Origin of the sequence: Mycobacterium gordonae (assembly GCF_017086405.1) — a bacterium.
GTDB classification, from domain to species: Bacteria; Actinomycetota; Actinomycetes; order Mycobacteriales; family Mycobacteriaceae; genus Mycobacterium; species Mycobacterium gordonae_D.
In genome coordinates, this window is sequence record NZ_CP070973.1 from 5,822,004 (window position 1) to 5,837,655 (window position 15,652).

Genomic DNA, 15,652 nt, shown 5'->3' on the forward strand with positions numbered 1-15,652 from the left:
AGGTGTCTGTGACGACCCAGTCCTCCGACACCGCGAAATGATCAGCCTCAGCGAAAGTGTCCGCGGCGTTGCGAAACAACAACGCCATCTGCTCATAGCGCCCACCGGCCACCTTCAACGCCGACACCACCGCATCACGGACCGCCGACAGCTGCGCGGCGGTAGCAAACCCCACGAGGACCTGCCGCCGCAGCGGCGGGGTCCGGCACCGCTAGCCCGCTCACCAAGGCGCTCTCCGTGCCGATCTTGCCGGCACCGGCACGGACACTATCCGGGGTCACACTGAAGTTCGCCATCAGGTCCTCCCTCACAGCACCTGTTAAGCCCACCACACACAACAAAGATGCCATTTGGCACCGTTGTCGAACGCTGGCGGCAGCTCGTCACGTCTCGCATTGAGAAAATCGTGACTGCGGTCGCTGTACACACCTCCTGGGTCGGCAAGTCGTCCTCGTCCTCGAAGCTAGGATCTGCTCGTCCGGCCGCAAGCGGCCGGCATCGTCGGCAGACTAAAGCTCGACTGTCCGCTTCCACCTCCGGCCGCAAGCGGCCGGCATCGTCGGCAGACTAAAGTCTCAGGGGCGATCCGTCGTGGTGTAATCGGCAGCACCTCTGATTTTGGTTCAGATAGTTCAGGTTCGAGTCCTGGCGACGGAGCTCTGCTTGTGCCGCTGATGCCGCTTTTTGCCGCGAGCGTGCACCTGATGCCACTCTTAACGGCGTGTCGGCGTGCAAACGCGCACGCTCGCCAGGCGAAACTTGAGGAGAGTTGATGAGTTTTCGTGGTGACACCGCGGTCCTTGTCCTGGCGGCCGGGCCAGGCACCCGGATGCGGTCTGACACCCCCAAAGTGCTGCACGCCCTCGGCGGACGCAGCATGCTGTCGCACTCCCTGCACGCGATGACCAAGCTCGCGCCTCAGCATCTCGTCGTCGTTCTCGGCCACGATCACCAGCGCATTTCGCCGCTGGTCGCCGAACTGGCCGACAGCCTGGGCCGCACCATCGACGTCGCCCTGCAGGATCAACCGCTGGGAACCGGGCATGCGGTGCTGTGCGGTCTGTCCGCGCTGCCCGAGGACTACGCCGGCATCGTCGTCGTCGCCGCGGGTGACACCCCCCTGCTGGACGCCGACACCCTGGCCGACCTGATCGACACCCACCGATCGGCCGCGGCAGCCGTCACGGTGCTCACCACCACGCTGGACGACCCGCACGGCTACGGCCGCATCCTGCGCACCCAGGACAACGAAGTGATGGCGATCGTCGAACAGACCGACGCGACGCCCTCACAACGCGGTATCCGCGAGGTCAACACCGGGGTCTACGCCTTCGACATCGCGCCGCTGCGGTCCGCGCTGAGCCGGCTGAGCTCCAACAACGCCCAGCAGGAGCTCTACCTCACCGACGTCGTCGCCATCCTGCGCCGCGACGGCCACACCGTCAGCGCCCAGCACATCGACGACAGCGCCGTGGTGGCGGGCGTCAACAACCGCGTCCAGCTCGCCGAGCTCGGCGCCGAGCTCAACCGCCGGATTGTGGCCGCCCACCAGATGGCCGGCGTCACCGTGATCGATCCGGCGACCACCTGGATCGACGTGGACGTGACCATCGGACGCGACACCGTCATCCACCCCGGCACCCAGCTGCTCGGACGCACCCAGATCGGCGCTCACTGCCATGTCGGACCCGACTCGACACTGACCGACGTCACCATCGGCGACAACGCCACCGTCTGCCGTACGCACGGCACATCCGCGACCATTGGCGGCGGCGCCACCGTCGGCCCCTTCACCTTCCTGCGGCCCGGAACCGTGCTAGGCACCGAAGGAAAGCTGGGTGCATTCGTCGAGACCAAGAACGCCACCATCGGCGCCGGGACCAAAGTGCCGCACCTGACCTATGTCGGCGACGCCGACATCGGCGAACACAGCAATATCGGCGCTTCCAGCGTGTTCGTCAACTACGACGGCACCACCAAGAGCCGCACCACCATCGGCTCGCACGTCCGCACCGGCTCGGACACCATGTTCGTCGCACCGGTGACCGTCGGCGACGGCGCCTACACCGGCGCCGGGACCGTGGTGCGCGACGATGTCCCCCCTGGTGCGCTGGCGGTGTCGGCCGGTCCGCAGCGCAACATCGAGAACTGGGTACAGCGCAGGCGGCCCGGCACGGCGGCCGCCGAGGCGGCCGAGCGGGCCACCCGCAACTCCGACGCCAGCGAGACACCGTGACTTCGCCTTTCAGTAACCCGGCTACGATGGGGCGTTCCTTTTCTTTCGATCCCGACACGGCGAGGGCAGCCCGGTGAGCCACGACTGGACCGATAACCGCAAAAATCTGATGCTCTTCAGCGGCCGGGCGCACCCGGAGCTGGCCGAGCAGGTCGCCAAAGAACTCGACGTCCACGTCACCGCGCAGACGGCCCGGGATTTCGCCAACGGCGAGATCTTCGTGCGCTTCCAGGAGTCGGTCCGCGGCTGCGACGCGTTCGTGCTGCAGTCCTGCCCGATGCCGGTGAATCAGTGGCTCATGGAGCAGCTGATCATGATCGATGCGCTCAAGCGGGGCAGCGCAAAGCGGATCACGGCGGTCATGCCGTTCTACCCCTACGCCCGCCAGGACAAGAAGCACCGTGGCCGCGAACCGATCTCCGCGCGCCTGGTCGCCGACCTGCTCAAGACCGCCGGCGCCGACCGGATCGTCACCGTCGACCTGCACACCGATCAGATCCAGGGCTTCTTCGACGGGCCCGTCGACCACATGCGCGGGCAGAACCTGCTGACCGGATACATCCGGGACAACTACCCCGATGGCAACATGGTCGTGGTCTCCCCCGACTCCGGCCGGGTGCGCATCGCCGAGAAGTGGGCCGACGCGCTGGGCGGCGTGCCGCTGGCCTTCATCCACAAGACCCGGGACCCCCGGGTGCCCAACCAGGTGGTGTCCAACCGGGTGGTCGGTGAGGTGGCCGGGCGCACCTGTGTGCTGATCGACGACATGATCGACACCGGCGGCACCATCGCCGGCGCCGTGAAGCTGTTGCACAACGACGGCGCCAAGAACGTGATCATCGCGGCCACCCATGGCGTGCTGTCCGACCCGGCGGCCGAGCGCCTGGCCTCGTGTGGCGCGCGCGAGGTGATCGTGACCAACACCCTGCCCATCGGCGAGGAGAAGCGCTTCCCGCAACTGACCGTGCTGTCCATCGCGCCGCTGCTGGCCAGCACTATCCGCGCTGTCTTCGAAAACGGCTCCGTCACAGGACTATTCGACGGGGATGCCTAGATGGGCGAGGCCGTCATCTATCACAATCCCAAATGCAGCACCTCGCGTAAGACGCTGGAGCTGTTGCGGGACAACGGTATTAATCCGCAGGTTATTCAGTACCTGAAGACGCCGCCGTCCCGGGAAGAGCTGGAAGGAATGATCCGCGACGCGGGCATCGAGGTACGCGCCGCCGTGCGCAAACGCGAATCGCTGTACACCGAACTGAACCTCGCCGACGCCGGCGATGACGAGTTGCTTGACGCCATGGCCGAACACCCGATCTTGATCGAACGGCCGTTCGTGGTCACGCCGAACGGCACCAGGCTGGCTCGCCCGATCGACACGGTGCGCGAAATTCTGTGACTGTCAAGGCGATACGAGTATGCGTGACTGCCGTCGGAGTGGCCGCTCTGACGGTTGCCTGTGGTCCGAAGACAGCGGACTATCAGTCGATCTGGACGACGCCGTCGACAGCCAGTAGCACTTCACCCAAGCCCACCGAGCCCCCCGTTCCGCTGTCGAAATATCTCGAAGGCGAAGGTGTTCTCGGCGATGCGGTGCTGCCGAGCGACCTGAGCGACATGGTCGTGTCGATCCCGACGCCGGCGGGCTGGAAACCGCGTGCCGTGGACTCGAAGACCAGCCCGAAAGCCGTGATGATCTCCAAGGGCGACAGCTACCCCGCGGCGATGCTGGTGGTGTTCAAGTTGCGAGGGGAATTCAATCCCGCCGAGGCGATCAAGCATGCCAACGCCGACCTTCCGGACAGTTTTCACGAACTCGACGCTTCGACCGCCGACTACAACGGCTTCCCCTCGTCAATGGTCCAGGGCACCTATGAGCTCAAGGGTGCGCGGATGCGCAGCTGGAACCGGGTCGTGTTGCCCACCGGGCCGGCGCCGGACAACCAGCGCTACCTGGTGCAGCTGATCATCACCAGCCTGGCCGAACAGGCGGTCGCGGAGAGCAACGATGTCGAGGCGATCATCCGGGGGTTCGTGGTCGCCAGGAAGTAGGCGGGGCGCCGTCGGCCGCCGAGATTGCCGCCATGGTCGCGATCCGCGCGGATTCACAGCCCTCACGGTAATCTCGGGAACCCCCACTCAGCCGTGGCGCAACACTTCCTGCACCAGCTGCACGCGGGAAGTCAGGCCGAGCTTGGCGTAGGCATGCCGAAGGTGGCTCTGCACCGTACGCGGTGACACGAACAACCGCGCGCCGATGTCCTTGTTGCCCAGACCTTCTGCGACCAACCGCGCCACGTCGAGCTCCATCGGAGTCAGCGCGCCCCAGCCCGTGGCGGGACGCTTGCGTTCACCACGACCCCGCTGGGCGTAGGCGATCGCTTCTTCGATCGACAACGCCGCGCCTTCGGCCCATGCATCCTCGAATGCACTGTCGCCCAATGCCTCACGGAGATCGGCCAGGGCGGGATCATAGCCGGCCTGATACATCGGAAAGCGGGCGTGGCCCTTGCGCTGTCGAATTCCCTGTGCCGCGCCCAGCAGCCGAGCCCCATACGCGACGTTGCCCTCGCCGGCCGCAAGACGGGCCAGGCATTCCAAGGTGTCGGCCACCTTCAGGTATCCCTGGGTCCGAGCGGCTATCGTCAGCGCGTCGTGGGCGTCGCGCTCGGCCTGTTCTGGCTCGCACTGGGCATGTGCGACGAAGGCGCGCACGGTCAACGCGGTCATTTGGAAAATGCCTGGCACCCGGGGCACCGTCTCGTCGGCCCAGAGCCGTGCTGCGACCAGATCACCGCATCCCAGCAACGCCTCCGCCAACGGGGCGACGCTCCGGGTGAACGGTTCGCGGTCTGGAACGGAGTGCCGCAAGGCTTCCTGGGCCGCCTGCCTGGCCGCCGCTGCGTCACCGCCGGCAAGCGCGGCGTGCGCGATCGCTCCGTTAACCGTATCTTCGGTCATCCCACCGACACTGTCCGACGCGGCCAGCGCGGCTTGCGCGGCGGCGTGTGCGGCGCCCACCTGCCCCTGGAACGCAAAGGTTCCGCTGAGGCAGACCTGCCCGAAGATCGTGGCCGACGGGTCAACAGCCGTTTCGGCCTCCGCGACCAGACCGCGGAGAATCTCGTTGGCCTGAGCGAGTTCTCCGCGGAACCACAACCCGCATCCCAGCCAGGCCCGATTGTTGCGGGAGAAGAAGCCGTCGCCCAGGGCATCGGCAAGATCACGCCCCGCTTCGGCTGCCGCGATGGCCGCCACAGGTTCTCCGGCGACCACCGCCGCGGTGGCCTGGTAGCTGTAGATCGGCAACAGGCTGGACTCTTCCCCCGTGGCACGAGCCAAGTCGATCGCTTCGGCGAAGAAGCCCTGCGCGACCTCGGCGTTGTAGAAGGTCGCAATCCCGCATGCACCGAGCGCCCGAGCGATCAGCGCCGGGTCGTCCAGCTCGCGTGCTACCTCGAGCGCCTCGTGGGCCAGGTCGGTATGGCCGTAGGCGCCCGCCCACCCCGCGATCATGCACTGGTCGGCAATAGCGCGCACCCAAACGCTCGGCGCGATCTCCTCCGGCCGACGCTGAGTCAGAACCGCGTCGAACGCCGCCAGTGCTTCGCGGAAGAGTCCGGTGCGCAGCCAGAATTCCTGCAGCGCGGACGCCAGACGTAAGGCCGATTCGCGGTCGGAGCTGTCCAGGCTCCACGCGAATGCCGCGCGCAGATTGTCACTTTCGGCTCGCGCCCAGGCGAGTAGCCGGTCCACGCCCACCAGACCTTGCGCTGCCAGCGCAGCTGCCGTCGCGGTGTAGTAGTCACGGTGCCGGGTGCGAGCGTCCTCGGCCTCACCCGACTCACCAAGCTTTTCCTGCGCATACTGGCGCACTGTCTCCAGCATCGAGTAGCGCATTCCGTAGTCGGTGCCGGCACTGCTGCTCATCTCGGAGGCGACCACCAGTGATTTGTCCACCAGCAGGCTGAGCTGGTCCAGAAGTTGGTAGGCCTCCATCTCGCTGCGGGCCCCGATCGCCTGAGCGGATTCGAGATCGAATCCCCCGGCAAAGACTGCAAGCCGGCGAAACAACACCCGCTCCGGATCCGTCAGCAGCGCATGCGACCAGTCCACCGATGCCCGCAGCGTCTGCTGTCGTCGCACCGCGGTGCGGGCACCGCCGGTCAGCAACCGAAACCGGTCATGCAGGCTGTTGCGGATCTGGTGCAGCGACAGCGCCCGGATACGTGCCGCGGCAAGCTCGATCGCCAGCGGAACTCCGTCGAGCCGTTCGCAGATCTCCCGGACGAGCCCCGTATTCGGCTCGTTTGCAACGAAATCGGGTCGAGCCTGACGAGCGCGGTCGGCGAACAGCTCGATCGCTTCGTCGGCAAGGGACAGCGACGGCACGCGCCAGGTCAGCTCGCCGGGCACGCCCAGTGGCTCACGGCTGGTGGAAAGAATACTCAGTCGTGTACAGGGACAGAGCAATTCGACCGCCAAGGCTCCGCACGCGTCGAGAAGGTGCTCGCAATTGTCCAGGACCAGCAGCATCGATTTCTCTCCGATGAACCGCACCAGCAGCTCCGTCGTGGAGCGCCCCGGCTGATCGGGCAGGCCGAGGGTGCGCGCAACGGTCAACGACGCCACGGCGGGGTTGGTGACCGGAGCCAGGTCCACATACCAAATGCCGTCGGAGAATTCGGCACTCAACAACGAAGAGACTTCGACGGCCAGGCGCGTCTTGCCGACGCCCCCGGCACCGGTCAGAGTCACCAACCTGTTGCTGATCACCAGCTGCCGCATGTCCGTCACTTGCGCCTGGCGCCCGACGAAACTGGTCAACTGCGCCGGAAGATTATGCGACGCAACGTCAGTACGCACCCGCAGCGGCGGGAACTCGTTGCGCAGGTCCGGATGACACAACTGCACCACCCGCTCCGGACGCGGCACACCGCGCAGCGGATAGCTGCCCAGCTCGGTGAGCCACACGCCCGCGGGCAACCGATCGATTACCAGCCCTTCGGTCACCCCCGACAACACCGTCTGACCGCCATGGGCCAGATCACGGATCCGGGCCGCCCGGTTGATCGTGGGTCCCGCATAATTGCCCTCGTCGCGCAACTGAATCTCACCGGTGTGCAACCCAATTCGAATCCGGATCGGCGCCAACGGCGCCTGTTGCACGGCCAGAGCGCATGCCACGGCATCCGACGCGCGGGCGAATGCAGCCACGAAACTGTCGCCCTCACCCTGCTCGACTGGACGCACCCCGTCATGGGCGGCGACCGCCTCGTCCACCGTCCGGTTCAACAGGCCCAGCGCCGCGGTCATCTGCTCGGGCTGGTTCTCCCACAGCCGCGTCGAACCCTCGACGTCAGCCAACAGCAGCGTCACCGTCCCGGTCGGCAGCAACTCGCTCACACTCGACTCATCCCAGGTCAGTGGCGGCGTCTCCGCGTGTTTGCTCATGGTAGCCAGCATCGCGCCCACTGACGCCGACAACATCCGCCAGAAGGCGCAATTCTCGGACGCGGAGGAGTCAGGGCCTAGGCCGCAGGACGATCACCGGAATCGGCCGTGACGTCTTCTTCTGGTACTCGACATAGCGGTCGGCGTTGTTCTTGTTGACGAGTTTCCACAGCCGCGCGTAGTCGAGACTGTCCGGCAGTACCGGATGGGCGGTGACAGCAAAACGCTGTGCGCCCACATTGATCTCGATGTCGGGGTTGGCCTTCAGGTTGTGATACCAACCGGGCGCCTTGGGGTAGCCGGCTTTTGATGCCACGACCAGATAGTCATCGCCATCCTTGGCGTAGGTCAGGGTCGTGGTCCGCGCCTGACCCGTCTTAGCGCCCACCGTGTGCAGCAGCAGGTTGGGGGGCATACCCGGCACCCGATGCCCGATCCGGCCGTTCGTCGCCTGGTAGATCTTGTCGTGCACGCTGAGGAACTTGAACAGCACCCGCTCGGCCAAGGACGTCATAGTTCCAGTCTTGCCCAGTCGCATCGCGATGCACCAGCGGCTGCGGGATCACCAGCCCCGACGACCCTCAGCGCGCCCGTGAAGTCGAACATCGCAGACTGGGGAGCATGACCAACTGGACCGCGGCTGACCTTCCCTCGTTCGCCGGACGCACCGTCGTCATCACCGGCGCCAACAGTGGCCTGGGCGAGGTGACCGCCCGCGAGTTGGCCCGCCGCGGCGGCACCGTCATCATGGCCGTGCGCAACACGGCCAGGGGCGAGAAAGCGGCGGCCAACATCAAGGGTCTGGTCGAGGTCCGGGCGCTAGACCTGCAGGACCTGTCATCGGTGCGGCAGTTCGCCGACGGCGTCGACGGGGCCGACATCCTGATCAACAACGCCGGCATCATGGCCGCCCCGTACGCGTTGACCAAGGACGGCTTCGAGAGCCAGATCGGAACAAACCACCTCGGCCACTTCGCGCTGACGAACCTGCTACTGCCGAAGCTCACCGACCGCGTCGTGACGGTGTCCTCGATGGCGCACTGGCCCGGCCGGATCGATCTCGCCGACCTCAACCACCAGAACCGCCGCTACTCGCCGTGGCTGGCCTACAGCCAGTCCAAGCTGGCCAACCTGCTATTCACCGGCGAACTGCAGGCCCGTCTTGACAAGGCCGGGGCGCCGCTGCGTGCGGTGGCCGCTCACCCCGGCTACTCGCACACCAATCTGCAGGGAGCCTCCGGGCGCAAGATCAGCGATACGGTCGTGTCGGCGGCCACCCGGCTGATTGCCACCGATGCCGACTTCGGCGCCCGGCAAACGCTGTACGCGGCTTCCCAGGACGTGCCGGGCAACTCGTTCGTCGGCCCCCGATTCGGCTACATCGGCCGAACCCAGCCCGTCGGACGCAGCCGGGCCGCCCAGGACGCACAGACCGCCGCGGCGCTGTGGGACCTGTCGGAACAGCTAACCGGCACCGCATTTCCGCTCTGAACCACCGCCGAGCAGACGCAAAATCCCCTTGGCGCGCTCGCTCTGAGGGGATTTTGCGTCTGCTCGCGCAGGTGGGATAACCTGACCGGGCGTCACGGCGAGGGTGGCTGGCCAACAGACCAGCACCGTTATCGACGGAGACCGGCATTCTGTCGCGATCCCTGGCCGTGCCTTCACACACAGGAGCGACACATGGCCAAGGCAACAGTCAACCAGCTCGCCGTCACGGTGCGAACCGAGACCGGGAAGGGCGCGTCCCGCCGCGCCCGCCGCGACGGCAGGATTCCCGCCGTGCTGTACGGCCACGGCAGCGACCCTCAGCACCTTGAGCTGCCCGGGCACGACTTCGCGGCCGTGCTGCGCCACTCCGGCACCAACGCGGTGCTCACCCTGGACATCGCCGGCAAAGAGCAGCTCGCGCTGACCAAGGCGATCGAGATTCACCCCATCAAGCGCACCATCCAGCATGCCGACCTGATCATCGTGCGCCGCGGCGAGAAGGTGACCGTCGAGGTCAACGTCGTCGTCGAGGGAGACCCGGGTCCTGACACGCTGGTCACCCAGGAAGCCAACACCATCGAGATCGAGGCCGAGGCGCTGTCGATTCCCGAGCAGCTCACCCTGTCCATCGAGGGCGCCGAAGCCGGCACCCAGTTCGCCGCCGGCCAGATCGAGCTGCCCCGCGGCGTCAGCCTGGTCTCCGACCCCGAACTGCTCGTCGTCAACGTGGTGCAGGCGCCGACGGCTGAGGACCTTGCCGAAGAGGGCGCAGGCGAGGAAGGCGAGGCCGCTGCAGAAGAGGGCGAAGCCGGCGAGGAGGCCACCGAGGCCTCCGACGAGTCCGAGTAGCGCAACGTGGCCGAGCCCCTTCTGGTGGTCGGCCTGGGCAATCCCGGCGAGAACTACGCCAGGACCCGGCACAACGTCGGGTTCATGGTTGCCGACGTCCTGGCCGCCCGGTTGGGCGCGAAATTCAAGGCGCACAAGCGTTCCGGCGCCGAGATAGCCACCGGCCGGCTGGCGGGACGCCCCGTGGTACTGGCCAAGCCACGCTGCTACATGAACGAGTCGGGGCGCCAGGTGGGGCCACTGGCCAAGTTCTATTCGGTGCCCCCGGCTGACATCATCGTGCTCCACGACGAACTCGACCTCGACTTCGGTCGCATCCGTCTCAAGCTCGGCGGGGGCGAAGGCGGTCACAACGGCTTGCGCTCGGTGGCTTCCGCCCTGAGCACCAAGGAGTTTCACCGCGTCCGGATCGGGATCGGCCGTCCACCCGGGCGAAAGGACCCGGCGGCTTTCGTGCTGGAGCCCTTCAACGCCACCGAGCGGCCCGAGGTCCCGACGATCTGCGAGCAAGCGGCCGACGCCACCGAATTGCTCATCGAACTGGGGCTAGAGCCTGCCCAAAACCGGGTACACGCGTGGTAGGCAATTCAACACACGGTCAGTAACGTCGGCTCGGATGCGGAGAATGAGACACAGGCTGTGGACGGCATGTGCGTCGGCGACCGCCATGCTGCTGGCGACAACGGGATGTGAACCGGCCCCAAGTCCGCCACCGTCGCACTTGTCCGATCTTTGTTCGACGCTGCCGATCGCTGACGTCCAGAGCACCTACCATCGCCTGACGCCCACGCTGCTGGTGACCAAACGCCTGGACACCTCAAAGCTGCACCCGGCGGGGATGGCCTCGTGCCACTACAGCCCGAAGGACGACCTCGGCGGTGTGGTGCTGAGCGTTCCGATCGGCGGCCCCGTTCCCGAAGTCGCGAATCTCATCGGCGGCCGCCGCGCCCGAAACAGCCAGGACGTCACCGTCGATTCGGACAGAGCGTTTTTCGTGCGCGGGGAGACGGAGTCTGAGATTGCCGTGGAGCACGGCTCGATGCAGTTCGTGCTGACCTGGACGCCACTGCTGGGCGCACCCAACGAGATGGCCACGCAACAAGAACTGGTCAATCTGGCCCGGCTGGTCGGCGCCAAGTTGCCGACGGATTTCGTTCCGCCGCAACAGGATATCGCTCCTGAATGCGCCGGCGTGCGGGTCGCCGACCACCTCGTCGGCGGGAAAGTGGCGATGGCGCGCGGCAGCGTCAACAACGACACGCTGAACTGCCACTACCTAGGTCCCACCGGCATTCTCAGAGCCGGTGCCGTCAGGGAGTCCGACCGTTTCGTCGACGACCAGATCCGCATCCTGCGCAGCGGCTCGCGCAACCTCGTCCAACCGCCGGTCGGCGACGACACCCAACTGATGGCGCTCAGCGCCACCAGCATGTACATCGAGGGCTACCAAGCCGACTGCTGCACGCTGCAGTTCGAACACCGGGCGGTCAACGACGCGATGGACTACAGCAGCGAATTCGATACGGCACAAAGGGAATTCGTCACCGGCTTCATCGCGGCGGCGCGCGACTGGGCGCGCCGGCGATGAACCGCTCTACTGCTTCCCGGCCGCGCTGTCGACCGTCGCGCGGATCGTGTCGGACACCTTCTTTCCCGCGTCGGCCTGCGCCGGTTCGACCACGGCGAACTCCGGCGCCGGATCGAAGTAACTGATCAGGGCCGGGCCGCCGCGTTCGCTTGCCCACACGGTGACCCGCACCGGTACCACCGCACCGATCGCCTGAGTGGCGCCGAACAGCGTCTTGCCGAGCTGCGGATCGCCGAGGAAGAAGCTGTGCGCGCGCTGCGATTGCACCCCCACAGCCTTCAACCTCGTTTCTTCGTTCAGGTCACCGAGGATCACCAAGCCGTGCTTGTCGGCGGCATCGTGCAGGGCGCCGACCGTCGCCTCGAACTCGGCGTTCGACGCGACCGTGATGAACCGGGTATCGACAGTGGCTGTCGTCATCGGGCCGACGGCGGCGGCTTCGGCAATCGTCCGGATCTGTTGGGAGATCTGCTGCCCGCCGTCGCCGAGTCCGGGATCAACAGCGCTGAACTCCGGCGCCGGGTCGAAGTAACCGATGTGGGCCGGACCATCGGCGTCCGCCCAGACGTGCATGCGCACCGGAACCACCGCCCCGATCGCCGTGGTGGCGGCGAAGAACGTCTTACCGAGCTGCGGATTACCGACGAAGAAACTGTGTGCGCCGGGCAGTCGCAGTCCGTTGGCCGCCAACTCGGCGTCCTGGTTCACCTCGCCGACGATCATCATCCCGTGGTCGGCGACAGCTTTGTTCAGTGCGCCGACAGTGGCCTCGAATCCTTGATTGGCGGTGTAGCTGACGTACTTCGTCGAAACGTTGCGCGACCCTTCGGCGGGTCCGGCCGTGGTCGGCGGCTCAGCCGGGCTCATGCTGCGACCGTCGTGACAACCGGCCAGCGTCAGAGCGATGCCCACGATCAGTTGCGCCAGCACGACTCGCGATACCACCATGGTGCCGCTCCCTTGGTTCCGACGGACACAGGACCATCAGCAAATGGCCACCATGAGAATCCACCACAGGCGGCTGGTTCTCAATAGCGAATAGTCATCCAGCGAAACAGAACGGTCTCACGGGCGCGACCTGACGCGAAAAGCAGCTGATTTTCGCCCAGAACGGGTGCGTTTGCTCGCGCTACCTAGGTGACCAGGGTGACGGAGTTCGACCGGCGCAGCTTGCCGGACGGCGTCTTCGGAATTGTTCCCGGGCCCAGCACGACGACGTTGCGCGGCCGGACGTCGACCTCCTTGACGACCTCGTGGGCCACCTGGTGCTCGATGCGGCGCACTTCGGCGGGGTCCTCGAAGGCGTTCGACTCGACCGCGACGGCGAAGGATTCGCGGGAATGTCCGGCGTCCAGGCGCACGGCCACCGCACAGCCCGGACGGACGCCGTCGACGCGGCCGGCGGCCCGCTCGATGTCGGTCGGGTAGATGTTGCGGCCGGCCATGATGATGACGTCCTTGACGCGGCCACACACCACGACGTGGCCCTCGTCGGTGAGGTAGCCGAGGTCACCGGTGTCATACCAACCGTGCTCGTCCTGCGCGGGGATGAAGCCGCCCATCGTGATGTAGCCCGGGGTGAGCGACTCACCGCGCAGTTCGATGACCCCGACGCCGCGGGACGGCATCACATTGCCGTTCTCGTCGACGACGCGCGCCTCGAGGTCCTTCAGCAGCGGTCCCAGCGTGGCCAGCCGGCGGGTGTTGCCCTTGGTAGCGGGGACGGCCCGGCGCAGGGCGGCCATCAGGTCGGCGTCGACCTCGTCGACGACCAGACCGGAGTTGCACTTGGAGAAGGACACGGCCAGCGTCGTCTCGGCCATCCCGTAGGCGGGCAGGATCGCCGACGAGCGAAGGCCGAACGGCTTGCCCGCGTCCAGCAGGTCCTCGACGTCGGCGGGTTCGACGGGCTCCGCGCCGGACAGCGCGAAGCGCAGCGTCGACAGGTCGAAGTCGCCCGGCTTGGCGTTGCGGCGCAACCGCTTCGCCAGCAGTGCGTAGGCAAAGTTGGGCGCCGCGGTCATGGTGCCCTTGTACTTGTCGATCAGCTTGGCCCACAGCAGAGTGTCGCGCAGGAAGTCCATCGGCGTGACCTTGACCAGCTCGGCGCCGAAGTACATCGGGATGGTGAGGAATCCGACCATGCCCATGTCGTGAAAGCAAGGCAGCCAGCTGACCATGACGTCTTTGTCGACGTCGTACTCGGCGCCGATGAACATCGCCTCCGCGTTGGAGTGGATGTTGCGGTGGGTGATCTGGACCGCCTTGGGAGAACCGGTGGATCCGGAGGTCAACTGCATCAACGCCAGCGCGTCCTCGCCGACCTCGATCGGGTCGATCGGGTCGAACGCCAGCAGATCGGCGACGGTGAGCACCTTGATGCCCTTGTCCTCGAGCACCGGGATAGCGACCGTGAACGGCTCCGAGACGATGACGGCCTTGGCCTCGATCATGCCGATGACGGTCATCGTGTCTTCGGCCCACACGGCCAGGTCGGTGCGCGGAGTGGGCTGGTGCAGCATGGTCAGGCTGGCCCCGCGCATCCACAGGCCCTGGGCTGCCGGAGCGATCTCCACCGGGAAGCCGGCCAGCACGCCGACGGCGTCGCCGAGTCCGACGCCCGCGGCGGCGAGACCGCCCGCAATGCGCCGGGCGCGCTCATGGACCTCGCCCCAGGTGTGACGGACAGGTTCGTGGGGTTCACCGGTGACCATGCCCGTCGTCGCGGTGCGGGCATTGCGGAACATCTTCTCGGTAAACCTGCTCACGCAAACCTCCTCGGTACTGGCGCTGTCCCCAAGGTCCGAGCTTCATGTTGCACGTGCCAGGTCACACTCAGAGGCAGGCGCGCGCACACGTTGGACAGCGTTTAGATCTCGATTTGGTAGAGAGTTGCGGCCCCGCATTGGGCTGTCGGTACTCGCCACCGCGGCTTATCTTAGGCAACTCTTAAGTAACTGCCAAACGGTAACGGGATATGAGTGCGATGTCACAACGGAGTGAACTCCGCCACCATTCAGTCGCCGGGCGTCGCGGGCGTCGGCACTACGCGGGCACCCGGCACCGGCCCGCTGGCGACGCGAACTGTTCGGCACACACCCGCCCCGGACAGCTGGGCGCCGACATCGACGGCGGAGTCCGCCGAGTCGCACAGGAATGCACATGTCGGGCCCGATCCGGACACAATCCCGGCCAGCGCGCCCGCCTCCACGCCCGCCCGCAGCGTCCGGCGCAACGCCGAGTCCAAACTCACCGCCGCCGCCTGCATCTCGTTGCCGAGCAGCGGCGCAAGCTCCTTGGGGTCCCCGGCGGCCAGGGCCGCCAGCACCGGGCCCGGCTCGTCAAGCCGGGGCGGATCCCCGACCTCGCGCAATCGGTCCAGTTCGGCGTAGACCGCGGGGGTCAGCAACCCGCTGTCGGCGAATGCCAGTACCCAGTGGAAGGTGTTGCGCGACAGGACCGTAGCCAGCTCCTCACCACGGCCGGTGCCCAGGGCGGTGCCGCCGTGCAGCGCGAACGGCACGTCGCTGCCCAACTGAGCGGCCAACAGTCGCATGTCGCGCCGGGGCAGGTTGAGCTCCCACAGGGCGTTCATCGCGACCAGCACAGCGGCCGCATCGGCACTGCCGCCGGCCATGCCCCCCGCCAGCGGAATCGATTTGTCGATCAAGATCGACACGTCCGGAGCGCGGCCGACATGGTCGGCCATCAACTCGGCGGCCCGCCAGGCCAGGTTGCGTTCGTCGGTGGGCAGCGTGTCGGCACCCTCCCCGACGTGCTCGAGGGACAGGACATCGGCGTTGCGAACCGTCACCTCGTCGAACAGCGAGACGGCGTGGAAGACCGTCGTCAGTTCGTGGTAACCGTCGTCACGGGGGTCGCCCACGGCCAGGTACAGGTTGACCTTCCCCGGCACCCGAACGGTGGTCGACCCGGTGGGCACCCACAGCTCAGCGGTATTGCCGTCAGATGCGGACACCGCAGCAGACTATCGCTGCCATCGGAGAAGCACACGCAGCGGCACGACGAGTGCC

General features: G+C 66.6%; 13 protein-coding genes and 1 tRNA gene. 9 read left to right on the forward strand and 5 right to left on the reverse strand.

Going from position 1 to position 15,652, the window contains the following annotated elements; translation table 11 throughout:
- Window positions 1-585 precede the first annotated feature (585 nt).
- The 5 genes from JX552_RS24870 (at window position 586) to JX552_RS24890 (ending at window position 4,288) form a co-directional block, all read left to right on the forward strand.
- Window positions 586-657: transfer RNA gene (locus JX552_RS24870), tRNA-Gln, on the forward strand.
- 115 nt (window positions 658-772) lie between these two features.
- A complete protein-coding gene (gene glmU, locus JX552_RS24875) occupies window positions 773-2,236 on the forward strand; it encodes a bifunctional UDP-N-acetylglucosamine diphosphorylase/glucosamine-1-phosphate N-acetyltransferase GlmU (RefSeq protein ID WP_205874472.1) in 1,464 nt (487 codons plus the stop codon).
- Between the two features lie 73 nt (window positions 2,237-2,309).
- Window positions 2,310-3,290, forward strand: a complete 981-nt coding sequence (locus JX552_RS24880) for a ribose-phosphate diphosphokinase (protein WP_205874473.1) — start codon at window positions 2,310-2,312, stop codon at window positions 3,288-3,290.
- The gene (gene arsC / locus JX552_RS24885) at window positions 3,291-3,635 is read left to right on the forward strand and encodes an arsenate reductase (glutaredoxin) (protein WP_205874474.1); all 345 of its coding nucleotides are present in this window, start codon (window positions 3,291-3,293) and stop codon (window positions 3,633-3,635) included.
- Window positions 3,632-4,288, forward strand: coding sequence for an LpqN/LpqT family lipoprotein (locus JX552_RS24890; protein ID WP_205874475.1), 657 nt, complete (start codon window positions 3,632-3,634; stop codon window positions 4,286-4,288). The genes arsC and JX552_RS24890 overlap by 4 nt, the downstream gene beginning before the upstream one ends.
- A gap of 87 nt (window positions 4,289-4,375) precedes the next feature.
- On the opposite strand, the gene JX552_RS24895 is transcribed toward JX552_RS24890, so the two are convergent.
- Complete coding sequence (locus tag JX552_RS24895; RefSeq protein WP_241010718.1) at window positions 4,376-7,690, reverse strand: LuxR family transcriptional regulator; 3,315 nt, start codon at window positions 7,688-7,690, stop codon at window positions 4,376-4,378.
- Window positions 7,691-7,760: 70 nt separating this feature from the next.
- A complete protein-coding gene (locus JX552_RS24900) occupies window positions 7,761-8,204 on the reverse strand; it encodes a nitroreductase family deazaflavin-dependent oxidoreductase (protein ID WP_205874477.1) in 444 nt (147 codons plus the stop codon).
- 107 nt (window positions 8,205-8,311) lie between these two features.
- On the opposite strand from JX552_RS24900, the gene JX552_RS24905 reads away from it, so the two are divergent.
- From JX552_RS24905 to JX552_RS24920, 4 genes are all read left to right on the forward strand, one after another.
- On the forward strand, window positions 8,312-9,181 hold the full coding sequence (locus JX552_RS24905; protein ID WP_205874478.1) for an oxidoreductase: 870 nt from the start codon (window positions 8,312-8,314) through the stop codon (window positions 9,179-9,181).
- A 192-nt stretch (window positions 9,182-9,373) separates the two neighbouring features.
- Window positions 9,374-10,030, forward strand: coding sequence for a 50S ribosomal protein L25/general stress protein Ctc (locus tag JX552_RS24910; protein ID WP_205874479.1), 657 nt, complete (start codon window positions 9,374-9,376; stop codon window positions 10,028-10,030).
- Between the two features lie 6 nt (window positions 10,031-10,036).
- Window positions 10,037-10,612 carry an aminoacyl-tRNA hydrolase gene (gene pth / locus JX552_RS24915; protein WP_205874480.1) on the forward strand — a complete coding sequence of 192 codons (576 nt, stop codon included), beginning with the start codon at window positions 10,037-10,039 and terminating at the stop codon, window positions 10,610-10,612.
- 43 nt (window positions 10,613-10,655) lie between these two features.
- Window positions 10,656-11,618, forward strand: a complete 963-nt coding sequence (locus JX552_RS24920) for a hypothetical protein (protein ID WP_205874481.1) — start codon at window positions 10,656-10,658, stop codon at window positions 11,616-11,618.
- Between the two features lie 6 nt (window positions 11,619-11,624).
- On the opposite strand, the gene JX552_RS24925 is transcribed toward JX552_RS24920, so the two are convergent.
- From JX552_RS24925 to JX552_RS24935, 3 genes are all read right to left on the reverse strand, one after another.
- A complete protein-coding gene (locus tag JX552_RS24925; RefSeq protein WP_205874482.1) occupies window positions 11,625-12,566 on the reverse strand; it encodes a DUF302 domain-containing protein in 942 nt (313 codons plus the stop codon).
- A gap of 185 nt (window positions 12,567-12,751) precedes the next feature.
- Entirely contained in the window at window positions 12,752-14,386 is a 1,635-nt protein-coding gene (locus JX552_RS24930; RefSeq protein WP_205874483.1) for a fatty acyl-AMP ligase, read from the reverse strand.
- 248 nt (window positions 14,387-14,634) lie between these two features.
- Window positions 14,635-15,597 (reverse strand): 4-(cytidine 5'-diphospho)-2-C-methyl-D-erythritol kinase, encoded by a 963-nt coding sequence (locus tag JX552_RS24935; protein ID WP_205874484.1) that lies wholly within the window; start codon window positions 15,595-15,597, stop codon window positions 14,635-14,637.
- Window positions 15,598-15,652 lie beyond the last annotated feature (55 nt).